General features: G+C 71.1%; 23 protein-coding genes. 6 read left to right on the top strand and 17 right to left on the bottom strand.

Annotation, left to right across the window (positions count from 1 at the left end; translation table 11 throughout):
- Nucleotides 1-2: 2 nt before the first annotated feature.
- From cbbX to ENE75_RS03185, 4 genes are read right to left on the bottom strand one after another with little or no spacing between them, the layout of a single operon-like run.
- Nucleotides 3-953: a CbbX protein gene (gene cbbX / locus ENE75_RS03170; protein WP_128195529.1), complete on the bottom strand. Its 951-nt coding sequence runs from the start codon at nt 951-953 to the stop codon at nt 3-5.
- Nucleotides 950-1606: a ribulose-phosphate 3-epimerase gene (gene rpe / locus ENE75_RS03175; RefSeq protein WP_128195531.1), complete on the bottom strand. Its 657-nt coding sequence runs from the start codon at nt 1604-1606 to the stop codon at nt 950-952. The genes cbbX and rpe overlap by 4 nt, the downstream gene beginning before the upstream one ends.
- Before the next feature lie 20 nt (nt 1607-1626).
- Nucleotides 1627-2061 carry a ribulose bisphosphate carboxylase small subunit gene (locus ENE75_RS03180; protein ID WP_128195533.1) on the bottom strand — a complete coding sequence of 145 codons (435 nt, stop codon included), beginning with the start codon at nt 2059-2061 and terminating at the stop codon, nt 1627-1629.
- 23 nt (nt 2062-2084) lie between these two features.
- Nucleotides 2085-3569: a ribulose-bisphosphate carboxylase large subunit gene (locus tag ENE75_RS03185; RefSeq protein ID WP_128195535.1), complete on the bottom strand. Its 1485-nt coding sequence runs from the start codon at nt 3567-3569 to the stop codon at nt 2085-2087.
- 92 nt (nt 3570-3661) lie between these two features.
- Here ENE75_RS03185 and ENE75_RS03190 point away from each other — a divergent pair, with 92 nt between their 5' ends.
- Nucleotides 3662-4630, top strand: a complete 969-nt coding sequence (locus tag ENE75_RS03190; protein WP_128195538.1) for a LysR family transcriptional regulator — start codon at nt 3662-3664, stop codon at nt 4628-4630.
- Here ENE75_RS03190 and ENE75_RS03195 read toward each other — a convergent pair.
- The gene (locus ENE75_RS03195) at nt 4617-5618 is read right to left on the bottom strand and encodes a Bug family tripartite tricarboxylate transporter substrate binding protein (RefSeq protein WP_233258893.1); all 1002 of its coding nucleotides are present in this window, start codon (nt 5616-5618) and stop codon (nt 4617-4619) included. The genes ENE75_RS03190 and ENE75_RS03195 overlap by 14 nt on opposite strands.
- 35 nt (nt 5619-5653) lie before the next feature.
- Entirely contained in the window at nt 5654-6550 is an 897-nt protein-coding gene (locus tag ENE75_RS03200; RefSeq protein ID WP_128195540.1) for a LysR family transcriptional regulator ArgP, read from the bottom strand.
- A 75-nt stretch (nt 6551-6625) separates the two neighbouring features.
- On the opposite strand from ENE75_RS03200, the gene ENE75_RS03205 reads away from it, so the two are divergent.
- Nucleotides 6626-7273, top strand: a complete 648-nt coding sequence (locus ENE75_RS03205; RefSeq protein ID WP_128195542.1) for a LysE/ArgO family amino acid transporter — start codon at nt 6626-6628, stop codon at nt 7271-7273.
- Nucleotides 7274-7324: 51 nt separating this feature from the next.
- Here ENE75_RS03205 and ENE75_RS03210 read toward each other — a convergent pair whose 3' ends face one another.
- From ENE75_RS03210 to ccmA, 10 genes are all read right to left on the bottom strand, one after another.
- Nucleotides 7325-7939 carry a protein phosphatase CheZ gene (locus ENE75_RS03210; protein ID WP_158288848.1) on the bottom strand — a complete coding sequence of 205 codons (615 nt, stop codon included), beginning with the start codon at nt 7937-7939 and terminating at the stop codon, nt 7325-7327.
- Between the two features lie 210 nt (nt 7940-8149).
- Complete coding sequence (ccmI, locus tag ENE75_RS03215) at nt 8150-9373, bottom strand: c-type cytochrome biogenesis protein CcmI (protein WP_128195546.1); 1224 nt, start codon at nt 9371-9373, stop codon at nt 8150-8152.
- Nucleotides 9370-9879, bottom strand: coding sequence for a cytochrome c-type biogenesis protein (locus tag ENE75_RS03220; RefSeq protein ID WP_128195548.1), 510 nt, complete (start codon nt 9877-9879; stop codon nt 9370-9372). The genes ccmI and ENE75_RS03220 overlap by 4 nt, the downstream gene beginning before the upstream one ends.
- Nucleotides 9872-10396: a DsbE family thiol:disulfide interchange protein gene (locus ENE75_RS03225; RefSeq protein ID WP_128195550.1), complete on the bottom strand. Its 525-nt coding sequence runs from the start codon at nt 10394-10396 to the stop codon at nt 9872-9874. Before ENE75_RS03225 ends, ENE75_RS03220 begins: the two co-directional genes overlap by 8 nt.
- On the bottom strand, nt 10393-12372 hold the full coding sequence (locus tag ENE75_RS03230; RefSeq protein WP_128195552.1) for a heme lyase CcmF/NrfE family subunit: 1980 nt from the start codon (nt 12370-12372) through the stop codon (nt 10393-10395). The genes ENE75_RS03225 and ENE75_RS03230 overlap by 4 nt, the downstream gene beginning before the upstream one ends.
- Nucleotides 12369-12845, bottom strand: a complete 477-nt coding sequence (ccmE, locus tag ENE75_RS03235) for a cytochrome c maturation protein CcmE (RefSeq protein WP_128195555.1) — start codon at nt 12843-12845, stop codon at nt 12369-12371. The genes ENE75_RS03230 and ccmE overlap by 4 nt, the downstream gene beginning before the upstream one ends.
- Complete coding sequence (gene ccmD, locus ENE75_RS03240; protein WP_233258894.1) at nt 12842-13003, bottom strand: heme exporter protein CcmD; 162 nt, start codon at nt 13001-13003, stop codon at nt 12842-12844. Before ccmD ends, ccmE begins: the two co-directional genes overlap by 4 nt.
- Nucleotides 13000-13755: a heme ABC transporter permease CcmC gene (ccmC, locus tag ENE75_RS03245; RefSeq protein WP_128195557.1), complete on the bottom strand. Its 756-nt coding sequence runs from the start codon at nt 13753-13755 to the stop codon at nt 13000-13002. Before ccmC ends, ccmD begins: the two co-directional genes overlap by 4 nt.
- A gap of 37 nt (nt 13756-13792) precedes the next feature.
- Entirely contained in the window at nt 13793-14476 is a 684-nt protein-coding gene (gene ccmB / locus ENE75_RS03250; protein ID WP_128195559.1) for a heme exporter protein CcmB, read from the bottom strand.
- The gene (ccmA, locus tag ENE75_RS03255; protein ID WP_128195561.1) at nt 14473-15123 is read right to left on the bottom strand and encodes a cytochrome c biogenesis heme-transporting ATPase CcmA; all 651 of its coding nucleotides are present in this window, start codon (nt 15121-15123) and stop codon (nt 14473-14475) included. Before ccmA ends, ccmB begins: the two co-directional genes overlap by 4 nt.
- A 23-nt stretch (nt 15124-15146) precedes the next feature.
- On the opposite strand from ccmA, the gene ENE75_RS03260 reads away from it, so the two are divergent.
- From ENE75_RS03260 to ENE75_RS03275, 4 genes are read left to right on the top strand one after another with little or no spacing between them, the layout of a single operon-like run.
- Entirely contained in the window at nt 15147-16667 is a 1521-nt protein-coding gene (locus ENE75_RS03260) for an acyl--CoA ligase (protein ID WP_128195563.1), read from the top strand.
- The gene (locus tag ENE75_RS03265) at nt 16664-17680 is read left to right on the top strand and encodes a 2-dehydropantoate 2-reductase (RefSeq protein WP_128195565.1); all 1017 of its coding nucleotides are present in this window, start codon (nt 16664-16666) and stop codon (nt 17678-17680) included. The genes ENE75_RS03260 and ENE75_RS03265 overlap by 4 nt, the downstream gene beginning before the upstream one ends.
- Nucleotides 17677-18168, top strand: coding sequence for a hypothetical protein (locus tag ENE75_RS03270; RefSeq protein WP_128195567.1), 492 nt, complete (start codon nt 17677-17679; stop codon nt 18166-18168). Before ENE75_RS03265 ends, ENE75_RS03270 begins: the two co-directional genes overlap by 4 nt.
- 25 nt (nt 18169-18193) lie before the next feature.
- Nucleotides 18194-19438, top strand: coding sequence for a TIGR03862 family flavoprotein (locus ENE75_RS03275; RefSeq protein WP_128195569.1), 1245 nt, complete (start codon nt 18194-18196; stop codon nt 19436-19438).
- Here ENE75_RS03275 and ENE75_RS03280 read toward each other — a convergent pair.
- Nucleotides 19426-20742 carry a hypothetical protein gene (locus tag ENE75_RS03280; RefSeq protein ID WP_128195571.1) on the bottom strand — a complete coding sequence of 439 codons (1317 nt, stop codon included), beginning with the start codon at nt 20740-20742 and terminating at the stop codon, nt 19426-19428. The genes ENE75_RS03275 and ENE75_RS03280 overlap by 13 nt on opposite strands.
- Nucleotides 20743-20754 lie beyond the last annotated feature (12 nt).

Below are 20754 nucleotides of genomic sequence, written 5' to 3' on the forward strand. Positions count from 1 at the left end.
CCTCAGTTCGGGTTCTGGAACACGCGGCTGGCCTGCAGGTCGGCCGCGGTGATGGTGCTCAGGTCGTCGGCGCTCAGCGCGCGGTCGCGGTCGGCGAACAGGCGGCTGGCCTGGCGCAGGCGGGCGCGGTCGAGCGCGTTGCGCACGCTGCGCGCGTTGGCGAAATGCGGCTGGGCGATGCGGCGCTCGAGGTAGGCGCGCATCACGGCATCGGTGCCGGCGTCGAAGCGGTAGTGCTGCTGCTGCAGCATCTTCAGCGAGATCTGCAGCAGTTCGTCCACCGAGTAGTCGGGGAAGTCGATGTGGTGCGCGATGCGGCTGCTCATGCCAGGGTTGGACTGGAAGAAGGTGTCCATGCGGTCCTTGTAGCCGGCGAGGATGACGACCAGGTCGTCGCGCTGGTTCTCCATCACCTGCAGCAGGATCTCGATGGCCTCGCCGCCGTAGTCGCGCTCGTTCTCCGGTTTGTAGAGGTAGTAGGCCTCGTCGATGAAGAGCACGCCGCCCATCGCCTTCTTCAGCACTTCCTTGGTCTTGGGGGCGGTGTGGCCGATGTACTGGCCCACCAGGTCGTCGCGCGTCACCGCCACCAGGTGGCCTTTGCGCACGTAGCCCAGGCGGTGCAGGATCTCGGCCATGCGCAGGGCCACCGTGGTCTTGCCGGTGCCGGGGTTGCCGGTGAAGCACATGTGCAGGCTCGGGGTCTGCGCTTGAAGCCCCTGATTCAGCCGCAGCTTGTCGATGACCAGCAGCGCGGCGATGTCGCGGATGCGCTGCTTCACCGGCGCCAGGCCCACCAGGTCGCGGTCGAGCTCGTCGAGCACGGCCTCGACCTGGCTTTCCTGGAGCACCTCGCCCACGGTGCGGGCGGCGCTGGCGGCCGGCGCCGCGGGGTCGGCCGGTGCAGCCGCAGCCGGTGTCTGGCCCGGGATGGCGTACAGCGGTGCATTCATGCCAGGGCCTTGCGCATGGCGGTGATGACGTCCTTGTAGCTCGGCTGGCCGAAGATGGCGCTGCCGGCGACGAAGGTGTCGGCCCCGGCGTCGGCGACGCGGCGGATGTTGTCGACCTTGATGCCGCCGTCCACCTCCAGGCGGATGTCGCGGCCGCTCTGTTCGATCAGCCTGCGGGCCTGCTCGCACTTGCGCAGCGTGTGCTCGATGAAGCTCTGGCCGCCGAAGCCCGGGTTCACGCTCATCAGCAGCACGACGTCGATCTTGTCGAGCGTCCACTCCAGCACGCTCAGCGGCGTGGCCGGGTTGAACACCAGGCCGCACTGCTTGCCCTCGGACTTGATCAACTGCAGCGTGCGGTCCACGTGCGCCGAGGCCTCGGGGTGGAAGGTGACGATGTCGGCGCCTGCCTTGCAGAAGGCCTGGGCCAGCGCGTCCACCGGCTGCACCATCAGGTGCACGTCGATGGGGGCCGTGGTGTGCTTGCGCAGCGCCTGGCAGACCATCGGCCCGAAGGTCAGGTTGGGCACGTAATGGTTGTCCATCACGTCGAAGTGGATCCAGTCGGCGCCGGCCTCGACCACCGCACGCACCTCCTCGCCCAGGCGGGCGAAGTCGGCGGACAACAGCGACGGTGCGATGCGGTAGGTCATGGCCGGTCCTTCTGGCGGTCTCAGTAGCGTTGCGTCTCGGGCTTGTCCGTGGCGTAGCTGTGGATGGTGTAGCGGATGCTGCGGCCGTCCACCTCCTGGCGCACCAGGCCGAAGCCGGGCTCGTTGGCCGGGCGGTTGACGATGAAGCTCATCGCGATCGACTCGATGCCGCGGGCGTTGTCGAAGGCCATCAGCCGGATGTAGTGGCTGGGGAAGGTCTTGCGGCAGTTCTGCAGTTCCATCATCACGCCGGCGGCATCCTGCAGGTCGAACATCGGCATGCCGAACATTTCCCAGTAGGTGTTGCGCGGGTGTGGGTCGTCGGTGTACTCCACGCTCCAGGCGTAGCCCTTGCCGAGGCCGTACTCGATCTGCGCGGTGATCTCGGCGTCGGTCAGGTCGGGCAGGAAGCTGAACTGGCCCTGGGTGACGCGGCCGGTGGGGTTGGTCATCATGGTTCGGGTCTCCTTGGATGCGGTCAGGCCACGCCAGGGGTCACGGCGTAGTCGCTCGTGTCGGTCGACGTGTAGTTGAAGCTGATCTCGCCCCAGGTATCCAGGGCCTGCTTCAGCGGCGTGCAGAACTGGGCCGCCTTGCGCAGGATGTCCGGGCCCTCGTTGGCGATGTCCTTGCCCTCGTTGCGCGCCTTGACCATGGCCTCCAGCGCCACGCGGTTGGCCACGGCACCGGCCTGGATGCCGCCCGGATGGCCGATGGTGCCGCCGCCGAACTGCAGGATCACGTCGTCGCCGAAGAGGTCGATGAGCTGGTGCATCTGGCCGGCGTGGATGCCGCCGCTGGCCACCGGCATCACCTTCTTCAGGTCGCACCAATCCTGGTCGAAAAACAGGCCGCGCGGCAGGTCCTGCTTCGTGTACGCATCGCGGCAGACGTTGTAGTAGCCCTGCACGGTCAGCGGGTCGCCCTCGAGCTTGCCCACCGCGGTGCCGGTGTGCATGTGGTCCACGCCCGCCAGACGCAGCCACTTGGCGATGACGCGGAAGCTCACGCCATGGCTCTTCTGCCGCGTGTAGGTGCCGTGGCCGGCGCGGTGCAGGTGCAGGATCATGTCGTTCTTCCGGCACCATTCGCCGAGCGACTGGATGCACGGCCAGCCGACGATGAGGTCGATCATGATCACCACGCTGCCCAGCTGCTTGGCCAGCTCGGCGCGTTCGTAGATGGCCTCCATCGTGCCGGCCGTCACGTTCAGGTAGCTGCCCTTGACCTCGCCGGTGGCGGCGCTGGCCTTGTTGACGCCGTCCATCACGTACAGGAAGCGGTCGCGCCAGTGCATGAAGGGCTGCGAGTTGATGTTCTCGTCGTCCTTCATGAAGTCCAGGCCGCCCTTGAGGCCCTCGTAGATCACGCGGCCGTAGTTGCGGCCGCTCAGGCCCAGCTTGGGCTTGGTGGTGGCACCCAGCAGTGGGCGGCCGAACTTGTCGAGGCGCTCGCGCTCGACGATCAGGCCGGTCGGCGGGCCCTTGAAGGTCTTGACATAGGCCACCGGCACGCGGATGTCCTCCAGCCGGGCCGCCTTCAGCGGCTTGAAGCTGAAGACGTTGCCGATCAGGCTGGCCGTGACGTTGGCGATCGAGCCCTCTTCGAACAGGATGATGTCGTAGGCCACCCAGGCGAAGTACTCGCCCGGCCGGCCCGGCACGGGCTCGACCTTGTAGCACTTGGCGCGGTAGTTCTCGCACGCGGTCAGGCGGTCGGTCCAGACCACTGTCCAGGTGGCGGTGCTGCTCTCGCCGGCCACGGCCGCGCCGGCCTCCACCGGGTCCACGCCGTCCTGCGGCGTGATGCGGAACAGGCAGATGGTGTCGGTCTCCTTGGGCACGTAGTCGGGCACCCAGTAGCCCATCTGGCGGTACTTCAGGACACCCGCGCTGTAGCGCTTCTTGGTGTCGGTGATCTGTGTGGCGTCGGACTTCAGGCCGGCCTCGACGGGAGCGTTCATGCGGGTCTCCGGTGGGTGGATGAGGCCAATGTAAGCAGTGACTGAAATAAGGTAAATTCAGATGATCTGACCTTGTAATTAAGAAGTCCTGAATGAACGTCACGCTGCGCCAGATGCGGGTGTTCGCCGAGGTGGCGCGGCGGCTGAGCTTCGTGCGCGCGGCCGAGGCGCTGCACCTGACCCCGCCGGCGGTGACCATGCAGGTCAAGGAACTGGAGGCCGCGGTGGGCCTGCCGCTCTTCGAGCGCAGCGGCCGCCAGGTGTCGCTGACCACCGCAGGTGAGTACCTGCTCCTGCACGCGCGCCGCATGCTCGCGGTGCTGAAGGACGCCGAGGACGCGATGGCGCGGCTCAAGCACGTGGAGGTCGGCCGGCTCGACGTGGGCCTGGTCAGCACCGCCAAGTACTTCCTGCCGCGGCTGCTGGTCCAGTTCCGCGAGCAGCATCCGGGCGTCGAGCTCAAGCTGCACGTGTCGGCCAACCGCGAACAGCTGGTGGCGCTGCTGCGCGGCAACGAGATCGACCTGGCCATCATGGGCCGGCCGCCCAAGGACCTGGCCACGCGGGCCGAGGCCTTTGCCGCCCACCCGCAGGTGTTCGTCGCGCCGCCGGACCATCCGCTGCTGCGCGTGCATCCGGTGACCCCGTTGGCGCTGGAGCGGGAGCCGTTCATCGCCCGCGAACCCGGCTCCGGCACGCGCAAGCACATGGAGGACTTCTTCGCCCGCCATCGCATCGCACCGCCGTTGGCGATGGAGATGCCCAGCAACGAGAGCATCAAGCAGGCGGTGATGGCCGGCATGGGGCTGAGTTTCCTGTCGCTGCACACCATCGGGCTGGAGGTGAGGAGCGGCCTGCTCGGCATCCTCGACGTGCAGGACGCACCTATCGTGCGCAGCTGGAACGTGGTGCACCTGTCGGGGCGCACGCTGTCGCCGGCGGCCGAGGCGCTGCGCTACTTCGTGCTGGAGCATGGCGAGGCCATGCTGGCCGCGCACGACGCACCGCTGATGGTCGGGCCCAACGACCCGCGGGCCACCGCGACGCTCAGTTCGGCGTGATGCCCGCGCGGCGGATCACCGCGCCCCAGCGCTCGATCTCGCGAGCCAGCAGCTCGGCCATGGCGTCCGGCGTGCTGCCCTGCAGGCGCACGCCCAGCGCGGCCAGGCGATCGCGCACCACCTGCGCCGACAGGGCGGCGAGCGCGGCCTCGTGCAGCAGCTGCAGTGCCGTCGTCGGCGTGCCAGCGGGCGCCGCCAGTCCGTTCCACGAGGTGACCTCGTACGACGCCACGCCCGATTCGGTCACGGTAGGCACGGCCGGCAGGGCGGCGTTGCGCCGTGGGCCAGTGACGGCCAGCGCGCGCACGGCGCCGGCCTGCACCTGCGGCAGCATCGGGCCGACGATCTCGAAGGCCACGTCCACCTGCCCGCCGCGCAGTGCGGCCAGCACTGCCGGGCTGCCGTTGTAGGGCACGGCCAGGCTGTCCACGCCGGCCGTGGTGTCGAACAGGCGGCCCGCCAGGTGCTGTGTGCTGCCTGGTGCGATGCTGCCCACGGTCAGGCGGCCCGGGTTCGCCTTGGCAAAGGCCAGCAGGTCGGCCAACGTGTTGAAACGGCTGCCCGCGGGCACGAACAGTCCGAGGTCGAAGAAGCCCAGCGTGGTGATCGGTGTGAAGGCGCGGCGTGGGTCCACCGGCAACTGCCGGAACAGCCCGACGCTGACCGCGTGGCCATTGCTCATCAGCAGCAGCGTGTGGCCATCGGGCGACTCCGACGCCACGGCCCGGCTGGCGACGATGCTGCCCGCGCCGGGCTTGTTCTCGATGACCACCGGCTGGCCGAGATGCTCCGCCATCTGCTCGGCCAAGCTGCGCGCCATCAGGTCGGCGATGCCGCCGGCGCCGAACGGTACGACGAGGGTGATCGGGCGCTGCGGAAACCGCCCCTGCGCGCGCAGCGCCGGCGAGAACGCGAGGGCGGTGGCCGTCAGCATCGTCCGGCGGGTGGGCCCGCGGTCGACGCGACGCGCTGAGACAGGCATCGGCATGGCCACCATGCTACGGCCTGGCAGTGCGGTGCCGCTCAGCGCTGCATCAGCGCCTCTGCCGCCGCGGCCTCCACCGCGCGGCCCAGGCCCGCCAGCAGGGTGGACGCGGCGCGTGCGTGCTGCCAGAACAGCGGCACGTCCAGCGGCGTGCCCGGCACCAGTTCGACCAGCGAGCCGTCCTGCAGGTGCGGCGCGACCAGGGCCAGAGGCTGCATGCCCCAGCCCATGTCGGCCAGTGCCGCGGTGACGAAGGCCTGCGTGGACGGCACCGTGTGGTGGGGCAGGTCGACATCACGGTGGCACAGTCGCCGCACCCATCGGGCCTGGAGGTCGTCCTTGCTGTTGAAGACCAGGCTCGGTGCCTGTGTGAGGTTGCCGGCGCCGACCCCGCCGGCGAAGTGGCGGGCCCGGAAGGACGGGCTGGCCGCCGCCACGTAGCGCATGGCGCCCAGCGGCCGACTGCCGCAGCCCGTGGGCGCCTTGGCGCTGCCGGTCACCGCGGCGAGCACCGTGCCGTTGCGCAGCCACTCGGCGGTGTGGTCCTGGTCGTCCACCGACAGGGCCAGCAGCACCGGTGCGGCGGCGGCGAAGGTGGCAACGGCCGGCGCAAACCAGGTGGCCAGACTGTCGGCATTGACGGCCACCGGCACGGTCACCCGCGCGTCGCCCGCGGATCCGAGCCCCGGCAGCATGCCCTGCAGGTCCTGTTCGAGCAGGCGCACGCGGTCCACGTGCTGGCACAGGCGCCGCCCCGTCTCGGTGGCCAGGCAGGGCTGGGCGCGCACGACCAGCGCGCAGCCGATGCGTTCTTCCAGCGCCCGTATGCGCTGAGACACGGCCGACGGCGTGACATGCAACACCTGGGCCGCGCGCTCGAAGCTGCCTTCGCGGATGACCGCGGCCAGGGCGGACAGTGCCGCGTAGTCCAACATGATTCAGTCCAGCTACAGCTGAAGTAGACGATTGAGTTTGGCTAATTGTTTTCCTGTGTGCAAGATCGGTGGGTGATGCTGCCGACCGACCCTCTGCTGCCCGGCTTGCCAGTCCTGGCCCAGGGCTTTGCGCTCGGGTTCGGGCTCATCGTGGCCATCGGCGCGCAGAACGCCTTCGTGCTGCGCCAGGGCCTGCGCCGCGAGCACGTCGCCAGCGTGGTGCTGTTCTGCGCCGCCGCCGACGCAGTGCTCATCGCCGCAGGCGTGCTCGGCATGGCCCAGGCCCTGGGCGAGCGGCCCGGGGTGGCGCGTGTGCTGGCGGTCGCCGGCGCCCTGTTCCTGGCCGTGTACGGCTGGCGGGCGCTGCAGCGGGCGCGTCGGCCGCAAGGCCTGGATGCGGCCGCCGACGGTGCCAGCCTGACCCGCACGGGCGCACTGGCACAGGCCGCCGCCTTCACCCTGCTGAATCCGCACGTCTACCTGGACACGGTGCTGCTGGTGGGCAGCATCGGCGCCCAGCAGCCGGCCGGTCTGCGGGCGTGGTTCGTGGCCGGCGCCAGCGGCGCCAGCCTGCTGTGGTTCGTATTGCTGGGTTTCGGTGCCCGGGCGCTGGCACCGTGGTTCGCCTGGCCGCGCGCCTGGCAGGTGCTGGACGGCCTGATCGCGGTCACGATGGGGGGGCTCGCCGTGCTGCTGATGCGGCACGCGGCGCTGGGCCCGTGACGGGCCGTGCCCGCTGGCAGCGCCGGGCCCGCGCACCGGCGGCGCGCGCGCTCAGAAGCCCAGTGAGGCCAGCAGGTCGTCGACGTCGCCCTGGTCCAGGGCCTTGCCTTCCACCTGCGGGCCCTGCAGGTCCTGCTGTGGCTGGTGCTTCAGATCGGACGCCTGCATCGGTGCGTGCTTGAGCAGCAGGCCGAGCAGCTGGTCCTCGGTCTCGCTGATGATCCTCACCACCTTCTGGATCACCTGGCCCGAGAGGTCCTGGAAGTCCTGGCTGAGCATGATCTCGCTGAGCGTCTCGTGCTGCTGGTCGGCGCGCGCGGCGGCCTGTTCGGCGAAGCGGCGGGCCTCGGCCAGCAGGGCGGCCTGCTCGGCGCTGGCGCCGACAGCGGCGGCGTCGAGCTTGGCACACAGCGTTTGGGCATCGTCGCGCAGCGCGCGGCATTCCGGCTGCCCCTGCTCGACCAGGCCAAGCACCTTGTGCGCGGCGCGGTCGGTGAGCTGGCCGACGTAGACCAGACGCTCGCGGGCGTCCGGGATCTCGCTGGCGATCCGGTGCAAGTAACCGTCCACGCCGAGCTGCACGACCGCGCTGTGCAGCTGCCGCGCCACATGACCCAGCTCGTCGTAGACGTCGTCCTTCGCGCTGTCGTTGTCACGCGTGTTCACGCCTGGTCCTCCGCGCGGGTACCCGATGCCGTCGCCTGGCGGGGTACGGTGGAGGCGGACGGGACGCTCTTCTTGTGCATGCCGAACTCCCAACGGACGGCGCTGCCCCGCCAGAGGGCGAGGCACAACGGGTCCACCTGCCTGTGATCGGCCGATCACGTCCGAGCTTGAGGGGGAATCTCTCGCGCCCCTCGTGCGAAACCCCCCCGGCTATCGCCGGACGCGGTCGATCTGCAGTTCGACGGTGCCGCTCGGCGCCACCGGCACCGATTCGCCCTCGAGATCACCCGGCTGCGGCGTGGCATTGCCAGTGCGCGAGACACGGGCGCCGACCACCACACGCGCCTGGCCGGACAGGCGCATCGCCGGCATCATGGCCGAGCTGTCGTCCAGGGTCACCTGCACCGGCTCGGCCGTGGCCGGTAGCCGGGCGATGGCCACCGGCATCCGCGGGCCTTCGGCGGCGCGGGCAAAGACGAACAGCGTGTCGCCAGGCTGCAGCTGGCCGGCCAGGGCAGGGTCCAGGCGGACGCTGACCTGCAGGCCGCCGGCCGATGCGGCAGGCGTGGGCGGGACAGGAGCCGGGGCGTCGGCCGGCAGGCCAGCGGCGGCCCGGGCTTCGGCGATGCCGGGGTCCAGGCCGCCGGCAAACGGGCTGTCCGGCGGCGCCAGCGCCTTGGCGCGGGTCCAGTGGGCCAGCGCAGCCTTGGGGTCGCCGCGTTCGAACGCGGCCGAGCCGGCCAGGGCCAGCGACTTCAGGTGGTCCGGGTCCAGCGTCAGCGCCTGCAGCACCAGCTTCTCCGGCTCGCCAGCCAACGTGCGCCCCTGGGTCATGGCCAGCACGTCGGCGTAGTCGGCCAGCAGGTTGGCGTCGGGGGTCATGCGCTGCATGGCCTCGCGGTAGGCGTCGCGGGCCTCGTCGAAGCGCTGCAGGCCGGCGTAGGCGCGGCCCAGCAGCAGCCAGCCCTGCGGATCGGCCGGGTCGGCCTTCATGCGGTCGGCCAGGCGCTGCACCAGGGTGTCGATGTCGGCCGCCGTGGCGTGCGCGGGCGGCTGCGCCAGCACCGGATCCAGCCCGCGCCGGTCGCCGAGCTGAGCGTAGAGCAGCACGGCCGTGGCCGGCACCAGCACGGCCAGGGCCAGGGCGCTGGCACGGGCGCCGCGCGGCGCGGCGCTGCTGGGCCGGGTGTCGTCGTCAGCGGTCTCTTCCAGCGCGCGCCGCTCGAGTTCGGTACGCGCCTGGGCATGCTGCTCGGCGGTGAGTTCGCCGGCGGCCAGTTCGGCGTCGAGCTCGGCCATGGCGTCGCGCAGGACGCGCAGGTTGGTCTGTGCAGTGTCGTCGATGGCCGGTGCCTTGACCGCGAGCAGCGGGCGCACCAGCACGCCCAGCGACACCACCACCATGATGGCGGCGAGGATCCAGAACATCGTCATCGGGGGGTCTCGGGGCCGCGCGCGTCCGGAACGTCCGCAGAGGCCAGCAGCTCACGGGCGCGGCGCGCCTCGGCATCGCTCAACGGCGCCGCGGCGGCCGCCGCGGCACTGCGGCGCTGCCGCAGCGTGCGTGACATGACCCAGGCCATGGCCGCCAGCAGCACGAAGGGGCCGATCCACAGCAGCCAGGTCAGCGGCTTGAACGGCGGCTTGTAGAGCACGAAGTCGCCGTAGCGATCGACCATGTAGGCGCGGATTTCATCGGGCGTGCGCCCGGCGATCAGTTGCTCGCGCACCTGCTGGCGCAGGTCCACGGCCAGGTCGGCGTTGGACGCGGCGATGGTCTCGTTCTGGCAGACCAGGCAGCGCAGGTCGTGCGCGATCTCGAAGACCTTGGCCTCGAGCGCAGGGTCTGCCGCGAGCGGGCGGGCTTCCTGGGCGCCGGCCGTGGCCAGCGCGCACGCCAGCCCGGCCGCCGCCAGCGTGGCGACGATCCGGTTAGCCATCGAGCTTCTTCAGCAACGGCAGGATCTCGTCGTTCAGCGCCTGCGGCGTGATCGGCCCGATCTGCTTGTGGCGGATGACGCCGTTGCGGTCGATGACAAAAGTCTCGGGTACGCCGTAGACGCCGAAGTCGATGCCCACGCGGCCGTTGCCGTCGGCGGCGATGGCCTGGTACGGGTCGCCGTGGCGGGCCAGCCAGCGCTTGGCATCCTCCGGCTTGTCCTTGTAGTTCAGGCCCACCACGTTGACGCCCGGCATGCGTGCGAGCTGCGTCACGTAGGGATGCTCGGCCAGGCAGGGCACGCACCAGGATGCGAAGACGTTGAGCACCCAGACCTTGCCCTTCATCTGCTCGGCCGCGAAGCTGACAGCCGGGTCGTTGAGTGTGGGCAGGCTGAAGGCCGGCGCCGGCTTGTCGATCAGCGGCGACGGCACCTCGCGCGGGTTGAGCTTCAGGCCCACACCCAGGAACAGCGCCAGCACCACGAAGATGCCCAGCGGGATCAGGTAGCGCTTCATGCGGCGCGCGCTCCGGTGGGCAGCGCCTCGGTGCGCCGGCTGTGCAGGCGGTAGCGCCGGTCGGCCACGGCCAGCACGCCGCCCAGGGCCATCAGCAGGCAGCCGCCCCAGATCCAGTTGACGAAGGGCTTGACGTACAGGCGCACGCTCCAGGCGGCGCCACCGTCCAGCGGTTCGCCCATGGACACGTAGAGGTCGCGCAGCACGCCGCGGTCGATGGCGACCTCGGTCATCGGCATGCGGCTGACGGTGTAGGTGCGCTTCTCGGGGTAGAGGTACTCGACGAAGCGGCCGTCGCGGCTGACCTCGAACGTGGCGCGCACCGCCACGTAGTTCGGGCCCTGCACGTCCTGCAGGCCCACGAGCTTGAAGTCGTGGCCGCCGGCGGTGGCGGTGCTGCCGATCTCCATGCGCAGGTCCTGCTCGGTCTCGTAGCCACCCACCAGCGTCACGCCGATGATGAACACGCCCACGCCGGCATGCGCCAGCAGCATGCCGTACCAGCTGCCGGTCTGCGTGCGCAGGCGCTGGCCCCACAGCGCGAAGGGCTGGCCCTGCACGCGCAGCCACAGCGTGTGCGCCGTGGTTGCCAGGATCCAGAAGGCCAGGAACAGCATGAAGCCCACCAGCGGCTTGAAGCTGCCCATCAGGAAGGGTGCGATCAGCGCCGCCACCAGGCTGACCGCCGCCGCCCAGCGCAGCTGCACGGCCAGTTCCGGCAGCGACGCCTTCTTCCACTTCGCGATCGGGCCGATGCCGATCAGGAACATCGCCGGCACCATCAGGGGCACGAACACGGCGTTGAAGTACGACGGGCCGACCGAGATCTTGCCCAGGCCCAGCGCGTCGATGACCAGCGGGTACAGCGTGCCCAGCAGCACGGCAGCGGTGGCCACCATCAGCAGCACGTTGTTGGCCAGCAGCATGCCCTCGCGCGACACCGGCTCGAACAGCCCGCCCACGCCCACCTTCGGGCCGCGCCAGGCGAACAGTGCCAGCGAGCCGCCGATCACGATGCCCAGGAAGCTGAGGATGAAGACGCCGCGGGTGGGGTCGGTGGCAAAGGCGTGCACCGAGCTCAGCACGCCCGAGCGCACGAGGAAGGTGCCCATCAGGCTCAGGCTGAAGGCCAGGATGGCCAGCAGCACCGTCCACATCTTGAAGCCGCCGCGCTTCTCGGTCACGGCCAGCGAGTGGATCAGCGCCGTGCCCGCCAGCCAGGGCATGAAGGACGCGTTCTCCACCGGGTCCCAGAACCACCAGCCGCCCCAGCCCAGCTCGTAGTACGCCCAGGCGCTGCCCAGCGCGATGCCCAGCGTCAGGAACAACCAGGCGGCGGTGGTCCAGGGCCGCGACCAGCGCGCCCAGGTGCTGTCCAGGCGGCCGGAGATGAGCGCCGCCACCGCGAAGGCGAAGGCCACCGAGAACCCGACATAGCCCATGTAGAGCAGCGGCGGGTGGTAGATCATGCCCGGGTCCTGCAGCAGCGGGTTCAGGTCGCGGCCGTCGTCGGCCGCCGGCAGCAGGCGTTCGAACGGGTTCGACGTGAACAGCGTGAAGAGCAGGAAACCGACGCTGACGAAGCCCATCACCGCGATCACGCGCGCCACCATCACGTCAGGCAACTGGCGCGAGAACGTGGCCACGGCCACCGTCCAGCCCGCGAGGATGAGCGCCCACATCAGGATCGAGCCTTCGTGGTTGCCCCAGACGGCGGTGACCTTGTAGTAGACGGGCAGGGCGGTGTTCGAGTGTTCCGCCGCCAGCAGCACGGAGAAGTCGCTGGTGACGAAGGCGTGGATCAGGCAGCCGAAGGCCACCGTCAGCAGGCCGAAGTGCACCCAGGCGGCGGGCCGCGCCAGCGCCACCCAGGCCGCCTGGCCGCGGAAACTGCCGACCAGGGGCAGCACCGTCTGCGCCAGGAGCGCCACCGCCAGCGCGAGGATGAGCGCGAAGTGCCCGATCTCCGGGATCACTGCCGGGCCTCCGTCTGACCCATCTGCTGCTGCAGCGACGGCATCTGGCCCTGCTTGGCCTTGGCCAACGCCTCGGCGGCCTCCGGCGGCATGTAGTTCTCGTCGTGCTTGGCCAGCACCTGGTCGGCGACGAAGACACCGTCGGGCCCCAGCTTGCCCTGGGCCACCACGCCCTTGCCTTCGGAGAACAGGTCCGGAAGCATGCCGGTGTAGGTCACGGGCACGGTCTTGGCCGTGTCGGTGACGACGAAGCGCACCGTCAGCCCGTTGGGGTCGCGCTGCAGGCTGCCGTCCTCGACCATGCCGCCGATGCGGAAGGCGCGGTCCTTCGGCGCCTCGTTGGAGGCCACTTGACTGGGGCTGAAGAAGAACACCAGGTTGCTCTGGAAGGCGTTGAGCACCAGGGCCGTGGCCACGCCGAGCGTGGCGACGCCGGCCACGATGGCCAGGGCGCGTTTGGTACGGGGTTTCATTCGTCGATCTCCGATGCCAGCGCCTTCCGACGCTGGCGAAGGGCCCAGAGTTCCGCGGCCAGCACCAGGACCACCATGCCGAACGAGCCCCAGACGTACAGCCCGTAGCCGCCCATGGCCAGGAAGTCGTCCAGGCTCTTCCAGTAGATCCCGCTCATGCCGTGGCCTCACGGGTGGCTGGCAGGACCGCCTGCGTCCAGGCCGCGCCGCGTTCGCGTTCCAGGATGATGGTGCGCACGCGGGCCAGCACCACGGCGAAGGCGTAGGCCCAGAAGGCCAGCGCCATGATCAGCATGGCCTCGAGCATCACGTCGGCCATCGTCGAGCCCTTCAGCGGCCGCACCGAGGCGCCCTGGTGCAGCGTGTTCCACCACTTCACCGAGAAGTAGATGATGGGCACGTTGACGGCGCCGACGATGGCCACCAGGGCGGATGCCCGGTCGGCCCGCCGCTCGTCCTCGATGGCGCCGCGCAGCGCCATGAAGCCGATGTACATGAACAGCAGGATCAGCGTGGAGGTGAGCCGCGCGTCCCACACCCACCAAGTGCCCCAGGTGGGCTTGCCCCAGAGCGCGCCGGTCCACAGGCTCAGGAAGGCCATCAGCGCGCCTGTGGGCGCGATGGCCTGGGCCAGCATCGCGGCCAGCCGGGCATTGAAGATCAGGCCCACCGCGGCCCAGAAGGCCATGGCCAGGTAGAGCACCATCGCCATCCACGAGGCCGGCACGTGGATGAAGATGATGCGGTAGCTCTCGCCCTGCTGGAAGTCGGTGGGCGCCACCAGCAGGCCCATCCACAACCCATAGGCCGCCAGCGCGACGGCGGCCGCGGCACACCACGGCACCAGCTTGCCCGCCAGCCCGTAGAAGCGCTGCGGCGCCGCGAAATAGAACCAGTTGATGCGTGACATGGCCGATCGCGGATTGTGCCCGATGGGAGTCCCTATATCAGTCAAGGCTTATGCGCAGTGCGGCTGCCACGGCCAGCGGCGCGCCGAAGGCGGCGGCGGCCAGCATCGCGCCCAGCAGCGACAGGTGCGCGCCGGCGCCCAGACCGCTGCCGGCGGCCTCCACGGCCCCGGCACCGAAGATCAGCACCGGCGTCACCAGCGGCAGCACCAGCAGCGACAGCAGCACCGCCGCACCGCGCACGCCCACCGTCAGTGCGCTGCCGATGGCGCCGATCAGGCTGAGCACCGGCGTGCCGATCAGCAGCGACAGCATCAGCACGCCGATCTGTTCACCGGGCAGCCCGTACTGCACGGCCAGCACCGGCGACACGATGACCAGCAGCAGCCCCGACAGCAGCCAGTGCGCCGCCACCTTGGCCAGCACCAGCAGCGCCAGCGGCGTGGTCGACAGCAGCAGCTGTTCCAGCGTGCCGTCCACCGCGTCGTCGGCGAACATCCTCGGCATGCCCAGCATGGCCGCCAGCAGTGCCGCCACCCAGACCACGCCCGGCCCCATGCGCTGAAGCAGCTGCGGCTCGGGCCCGATGGCCAGCGGGAACAGGCTGGTGACGATGACGAAGAAGACCGCCGCGCCCAGCACGTCGGCCTTGCGGCGCTGGGCCAGCGTCAGGTCGCGCAGGAACAGCGTGCGCAGCGTGGCGACGTGGCTGGCGGCGTTCATGCGCTCGCCGGCACCGGTTCGCCCAGCGACACCGTCAACGGGTCGGCCAGGCCGTCCAGCGGGATCGCCTGGTGGCTGGTCAGCACCACGATGCCGCCGCGCGTGAGGTGGGTGCGCACCAGGCCGGCCAGCCAGTCTGCCGCAGCCACGTCCAGCGCATTGAAGGGTTCGTCCAGCACCCACAGCGTGCGCAGTGCCGCCGCCTGCGGCAGTGCCAGACGGGCCAGCACCACGCGCCGCCGCTGCCCGGCCGACAGCACGCGTGCTGGCAGGCGCTCGCGGCCTTTCAGCCCGGCGGCGGCCAGCGCTGCCGCGGCTGCGGCCGGCGATGGGTCGTCGCCGCCGAGCACGGCCATGGCACGCAGGTTCTCGGCCGCGGTGAGGTCGTCCTTCAGCGCCGCGGCGTGGCCCACCCAAGCCAGTTCGCGGTGGAACAGCTCGCGCGCGGCGCGCAGCGGCTGCCCGCGCCAGCGCACGGTGCCGGCCGTCGGCGTGCCCAGGCCCACGAGCATGCGCAGCAGCGTGGTCTTGCCGGCCCCGTTGGGCCCGGCCACGCGCACCAGGCGGCCGGCCTCGGCCTGGAAACCCAGCCCGGAGAACAGCACGCGGCGGCCGCGGCGGGCCTCGAGATCCTGGATTTCCAGCACGGCGGGGACTCTACACTGGGCACATGGACACGAACTTGACCCTGGTTAAGCTGCTGGCCGCCGCCGATCCGGCCGCGCCGGCCCTGGCAGCGCCTGGCCGCATGGCCCTGACGCACGCTGGTCTGCGCACGCAGATCGACACCACGCTGGCCTGGCTGAATGCGCGCGGCATCGGTCGCAATGACCGCGTGGCCATCGTGCTGCCCAACGGCCCGGAGATGGCCAGCAGCTTCCTCGCCTGTGCCGCCGGCGTGACCAGCGCGCCGCTGAACCCGGCCTACCGCGCCGAGGAGTTCGAGTTCTACCTGAGCGACCTGCGCGCCAAGGCGCTGATCGTCGAGGCCGGCAGCACCAGCCCGGCGGTGGACGTGGCGCGCCGGCTCGGCGTGGCGCTGATCACGCTGACACCGGGCGACGCGGCCGGGCAGTTCACGCTGCAGTCCGACGCGCTTCCGATGCAGACCGTGGCGGAAGGCGGCCCGGCCCAGCCCGACGACGTCTCGATGCTGCTGCACACCTCCGGCACCACGTCGCGGCCAAAGATCGTGCCGCTGTCGCAGCGCAATCTGGCGGCCTCGGCGGTGCACATCCGCGACACGCTGCGCTTCACCGCGGCCGACTGCGGGCTGAACATCATGCCGCTGTTCCACATCCACGGCCTGATCGCCGGCGTGCTGGCGCCGCTGGCGGCGGGCTCGCAGGTGTTCTGCACGCCGGGCTTCAACGCGCTGAAGTTCTTCGGCTGGATGGACGAGGCCAGGCCCACCTGGTACACGGCCGTGCCGACGATGCATCAGGCGATCCTTGGCCGGGCATCGAAGAACCTGGACGTGATCCGCCGCCATCCGCTGCGTTTCCTGCGTTCGTCCAGTTCCTCCATCCCGCCGCAGGTGATCCGCGAACTCGAGGAAGTCTTCGGTGCGCCGCTGATCGAGGCCTACGGCATGACGGAGGCCACCCACCAGATGGCCAGCAACCCGCTGCCGCCGGCGGTGCGCAAGCCCGGCAGCGTGGGCCTGGCCGCGGGGCCGGAGATCGCGATCATGGGCGAGGGCGGGGCGCTGCTGGCGCGCGGCGAGGTCGGCGAGATCGTGATCCGCGGGCCGAACGTGACGCGCGGCTACGAGGCCAACGACAAGGCCAACGCCGAGGCGTTCACCGACGGATGGTTCCGCACAGGCGACCAGGGCGTGCTGGACGCCGACGGCTACCTGAGCCTGACCGGGCGCCTGAAGGAGATCATCAACCGCGGTGGCGAGAAGATCAGCCCGCGCGAGGTCGACGAGATCCTGATGGACCATGCCGCCGTGGCGCAGGTCGTGTGTTTTGCGCTGCCGCACCCCAAGCTGGGGGAGGAGGTCGCAGCCGTGGTCGTGCTCAAGGAGGGCGCGGCCGTGACCGAGCGCGAACTGCAGACCTTCGTCGCCGGCCGTGCGGCCGACTTCAAGGTGCCGGCCAAGATCCTGTTCATGGACGAGATCCCCAAGGGCGCCACCGGCAAGCTGCAGCGCATCGGGCTGGCGCAGAAGCTGGGGTTGGCGTGAAGTTCGCGGTCGTTGGCGCCGGTGCCATCGGCGGCTACCTGGGCGCGCGGCTCGCGCTGGCCGGCCACGAGGTGGCCTTCCTCGCCCGCGGCCGCAATCTCGAGGCGATCAACGCCCGCGGCTTCCGCCTGATCGAGGAGGACGGCAGCGAACGCCACGCGTCCAGCGTGCGCGCCGTGGCGGCGCTGGCCGACGCCGGGCCTGCCGATGCGGTGCTCCTCACCGTCAAGGCCCACCAGGTGGCGGACCTGCTGCCCGGTCTGAAGGACGGCCTGGGCCCGCAGACCCTGCTGGTGACGATGGTCAACGGCGTGCCCTGGTGGTACTTCCAGCGCCTGGACGGCCCCTGGCAGGGCCGCGTGGTCGAGAGCGTGGACCCAGGTGGCCGGCTCGCCACGGCCTTCGATCCGGGCTGCCTGGTCGGCAGCGTGGTTTACCCGGCATCGGAACTGGTCGAACCCGGCGTGGTGCGTGTGATCGAGGGGAACCGCTTCTCGCTGGGTGAACTGGACGGCAGCCGCAGCGCGCGCGTGGAGGCGCTGTCGCAGGCGTTGATGAGCGCCGGCTTCAAGGCGCCGGTCAGCCGCGACATCCGTGGCGAGCTGTGGGTCAAGCTCTGGGGCAACCTCAGCTTCAACCCGATCAGTGCGCTGACGCATGCCACGCTGGAAGACATCTGCCGCTTCGCGCCCACGCGCGAGCTGGCGCGCCGCATGATGGCCGAAGGTCAGGCCGTGGCCGAGGCGCTGGGCGTGCGCTTTCGCATCACGCTGGAGCAGCGCCTGTCGGGCGCCGAAGCGGTCGGGGCGCACAAGACCTCGATGCTGCAGGACGTGGAGGCCGGCCGTGGCCTGGAGCTGGCGGCGCTGGTGGGCGCGGTGATCGAGCTCGGCCAGGTGGCCGGCGTGCCGACGCCGACCATCGAGGCCGTGCATGCCGCCACCGCGCTGCTGGCGCAGACGCTGGCGAACGCCGGGCCCGGGCCGGCCCGCCTGCGGCCGGAGCCGCTGTGAGGCTTGCAGGCCTGGTCGGCCTGGCGTGGGCGGCGCTGCTGGTGGCAGCGCCCGAACCTGCCGCGGCCATCGACCTGCACGCCTACTGGGACGACCGCTGCCAGTCCTGCCACGGCGACGCCGGCCCGTTCGCGCGGCGCACGCTGGTGCTGCGCGACGGGCGGCTGGTGGGCCGCCACCACGTCGACGACCTGGCCACCTTCCTGCGCTCGCACGTTCTGGCCGACGACCTGGTGACGCCGGTGACCGCGATGCTCGCGGCCCAGGTGGCGACGCCGCCGCGCTACGCCGAGCATTGCCGCAGCTGCCATGGGGCCGCCGCCGCTTTCGTGCGCGGGTCGCTGGTGGACCGGGATGGCGTCCTCGTGGCCCGCGCCAGTGGCCGACCCGTGGCCGACGTGCTGACCCGGCACGGTGGCCTGGCGCCGGCCGACCAGGCCGTCGTCGTGCAGACCCTGGCCCGGGTGCGCCGCGAGGTCGGCGGGTGAGCCGCCCCTCCCAGTCGTCCTGCGCATGAATGCACCGCCGCACGTGGCCGTCGTCGGCGGCGGCCCGGCCGGCCTGATGGCGGCCGAGACCCTGGCCGCGGCCGGCCTGCCCGTCGACGTCTTCGACGCCATGCCGTCGGTGGGCCGCAAGTTCCTGCTCGCCGGTCGTGGCGGGCTGAACCTGACGCACAGCGAGCCCGACGCGGTGTTCCGCACCCGCTACGGCGCGGCCGAGGCCGCACTGCGCCCGGCGCTGGACGGCTTCGACGCCGACGCCCTGCGCACCTGGGCCGCCGGCCTCGGCATCGACACCTTCGTCGGCACGAGCGGCCGCGTCTTTCCCACCGACATGAAGGCGGCGCCGCTGCTGCGCGCGTGGCTGCACCGGCTGCGTGGTGCAGGCGTGCGTTTCCACGCCCGCCACCGCTGGACGGGCTGGACCAACGACGGCGCGCTGCGCTTCGCCACGCCGGCGGGCGAACTGGTGCATCGTGCCCGCGCCACCGTGCTCGCGCTCGGCGGCGGCAGCTGGGCCCGCCTGGGCAGCGACGGCGCCTGGGTGCCGCGGCTGCAGGCGGCGGGCGTGCCGGTGGCACCGCTGCGGCCCAGCAATTGCGGGTTCGACCTCGCCCGGCCCTGGAGCCCCTTCCTGCGCCAGCGCTATGCCGGCCAGCCGGTCAAGCCGGTGGCGATGACCTTCGACGGCCGGCGCCAGCAGGGCGAGTTCGTGCTCACCGACACTGGCGTCGAAGGTAGCCTGGTCTACGCCTTCAGCGCCGTGTTGCGCGAGGCCATCGTACGCGACGGCCAGGCCGTGCCGACGCTGGACCTGCTGCCCGACCACGACGCCGAACGCGTGCGAGCGGAACTGCGGCGCCCCCGCGGCACGCGCAGCCTGGCCACGCACCTGAAGAGCCGCCTGGGCCTCGGTGGGTTGAAGCTGGCGCTGCTGCACGAGGTGCTGGGGGCTGACGGCGTGGCCGACCCCGTGCGCGCCGCCAAGGCCCTCAAGGCCTTGCCGTTGGTGCTGTCGGCGCCGCGGCCGCTGGACGAGGCCATCAGCACCGCCGGTGGCGTGGACTTCGCTGGCCTGGACGAGCACCTGATGCTGCGTGCGTGCCCCGGGGTGTTCTGCGCCGGCGAGATGTTGGACTGGGAGGCCCCGACCGGGGGTTACCTGCTGACGGCGAGCATGGCCACCGGGCGGCAGGCCGGGCTCGGCGCCGCAGCTTGGCTGCGAGGCGCCACGCCGCCACCTCAGCGCGGATAGACCCGGGTATCCAGCGGGCGCGGCGTGTAGGCCGTGTCGAAGGCGCAGTTGCCCCACCGGGATTTCCCGGCTTCACAGCGCATCGACACGGTCTGAGGCGTCGGCTTCTCGCCGCGCGTCACCCAGGCCAGCAGGGCGTCGAACAGCGGCGGGTAGGTCGCATCGCCCAGGTAGCTGTGCTGGTCGCTGCGCACGAAGGTCTGCACCAGGTTCGCGCCGCGGCCGGCCTTCTCCATCGTCTGGCGGAAGAAGTGGTCCATCTCGATGAAGGCCGTGGGGTCGTCGATGCCGTGCACGGTGAGCACCGGCACGCGGATGTCGCCGGTGGGGTCGGTGTCGGCGGCGAATCGTGCCTGCGCCTTCGGGTTGGCGGCGTAGCGCAGCACGGCAGCGTTCAGCGCCACGTCGTCGGGCGAACCGACGTAGCGCACGCGCTGGTTGTCGAAGGGGTTGCCGCCGCCGGTGCGGTGCAGCGCAATGTCCTGGAAGTGCCACGTGGCCCAGTTCAGGTGGCCGATGACGGAGCGCTCGGGAATGCGGATCACGTCGACGATCGTCTTGAGCTTCGTCGCCTGCTCCGGTGCGCGCTGCGCTGCCGGCTTGCGCACCCCCAGGCACGCGTCCACGCGCGCAGCGAGCTCGGGCCGGGTCAGCTTGCTGTCGGCGGGCAGGCCCATCCACAGCGGATAGGCCGGCTCGTCGGCCTTCGGGTGGTTGCCGCACAGGTGCTGGTAGACCACGCGCAGGTCGAGCCGGAAGTCGTAGCTGCGGCTGCCGCCGGCCAGCACGCCGCTGCTGAGCAGCACGCCGTCCCACGACGCCGGGTACATCTCCGCCGCCTTGGCGGCCACGCCGGCGCCCCAGCTCTGGCCATGCAGCAGCGTGTGCTTCGGTTTCGCCACGTGCTGCACGAACATGCGCCGCACACGTTCGGTGTCCTCGGCGGCGTCGCGCACTGCCACGCCGCCCTGGCGGAACACCGACGCCGCCCAGGCATGGCCGGCCTTCACGGTGATGGCCCAGCGCGCGGCATCGTCATCGGCGCGCTTGGGCGTGGGCGTGCCGAGCACCGGGCCGCCGTGCGCGTGCACGACAAGCACGCCGCTCCACTGGGCCGGCTTGATCAGCAGCACGTGCGCGCCCACCGAATCCGTGCCGCGCCAGCAGCTGGCGCCTTCGGGCACGCCCTTGGGGCAGGCGGTGGTCGCGGGCGCCGGCTCGGCGGGCGGCTCAGGGGTGGTCTGGCAGGCCACCAGCGTGATGGCGCTGGTCAGCAGCACCAGGGTGCTCCAAGGGGCTCGCATCGAAGGTCTCCG

Origin of the sequence: Rubrivivax albus (assembly GCF_004016515.1) — a bacterium.
GTDB classification, from domain to species: Bacteria; Pseudomonadota; Gammaproteobacteria; order Burkholderiales; family Burkholderiaceae_C; genus Rubrivivax; species Rubrivivax albus.

Bases quoted from the DNA above. Each gene is read 5' to 3' on its own strand.
- ccmD (WP_233258894.1), bottom strand. From the start codon at position 13,003: ATGAGCGGGATCTACTGGAAGAGCCTGGACGACTTCCTGGCCATGGGC.
- ccmI (WP_128195546.1), bottom strand. From the start codon at position 9,373: ATGACGATGTTCTGGATCCTCGCCGCCATCATGGTGGTGGTGTCGCTG.
- ccmB (WP_128195559.1), bottom strand. From the start codon at position 14,476: ATGAACGCCGCCAGCCACGTCGCCACGCTGCGCACGCTGTTCCTGCGC.
- ENE75_RS03220 (WP_128195548.1), bottom strand. From the start codon at position 9,879: ATGGCTAACCGGATCGTCGCCACGCTGGCGGCGGCCGGGCTGGCGTGC.
- ENE75_RS03280 (WP_128195571.1), bottom strand. From the start codon at position 20,742: ATGCGAGCCCCTTGGAGCACCCTGGTGCTGCTGACCAGCGCCATCACG.
- ccmC (WP_128195557.1), bottom strand. From the start codon at position 13,755: ATGTCACGCATCAACTGGTTCTATTTCGCGGCGCCGCAGCGCTTCTAC.
- rpe (WP_128195531.1), bottom strand. From the start codon at position 1,606: ATGACCTACCGCATCGCACCGTCGCTGTTGTCCGCCGACTTCGCCCGC.
- ccmE (WP_128195555.1), bottom strand. From the start codon at position 12,845: ATGAAACCCCGTACCAAACGCGCCCTGGCCATCGTGGCCGGCGTCGCC.
- ENE75_RS03205 (WP_128195542.1), top strand. From the start codon at position 6,626: ATGCTGCCGACCGACCCTCTGCTGCCCGGCTTGCCAGTCCTGGCCCAG.
- ENE75_RS03200 (WP_128195540.1), bottom strand. From the start codon at position 6,550: ATGTTGGACTACGCGGCACTGTCCGCCCTGGCCGCGGTCATCCGCGAA.
- ENE75_RS03190 (WP_128195538.1), top strand. From the start codon at position 3,662: ATGAACGTCACGCTGCGCCAGATGCGGGTGTTCGCCGAGGTGGCGCGG.
- ENE75_RS03275 (WP_128195569.1), top strand. From the start codon at position 18,194: ATGAATGCACCGCCGCACGTGGCCGTCGTCGGCGGCGGCCCGGCCGGC.
- ENE75_RS03180 (WP_128195533.1), bottom strand. From the start codon at position 2,061: ATGATGACCAACCCCACCGGCCGCGTCACCCAGGGCCAGTTCAGCTTC.
- ENE75_RS03185 (WP_128195535.1), bottom strand. From the start codon at position 3,569: ATGAACGCTCCCGTCGAGGCCGGCCTGAAGTCCGACGCCACACAGATC.
- cbbX (WP_128195529.1), bottom strand. From the start codon at position 953: ATGAATGCACCGCTGTACGCCATCCCGGGCCAGACACCGGCTGCGGCT.
- ENE75_RS03260 (WP_128195563.1), top strand. From the start codon at position 15,147: ATGGACACGAACTTGACCCTGGTTAAGCTGCTGGCCGCCGCCGATCCG.
- ENE75_RS03225 (WP_128195550.1), bottom strand. From the start codon at position 10,396: ATGAAGCGCTACCTGATCCCGCTGGGCATCTTCGTGGTGCTGGCGCTG.
- ENE75_RS03195 (WP_233258893.1), bottom strand. From the start codon at position 5,618: ATGCCGATGCCTGTCTCAGCGCGTCGCGTCGACCGCGGGCCCACCCGC.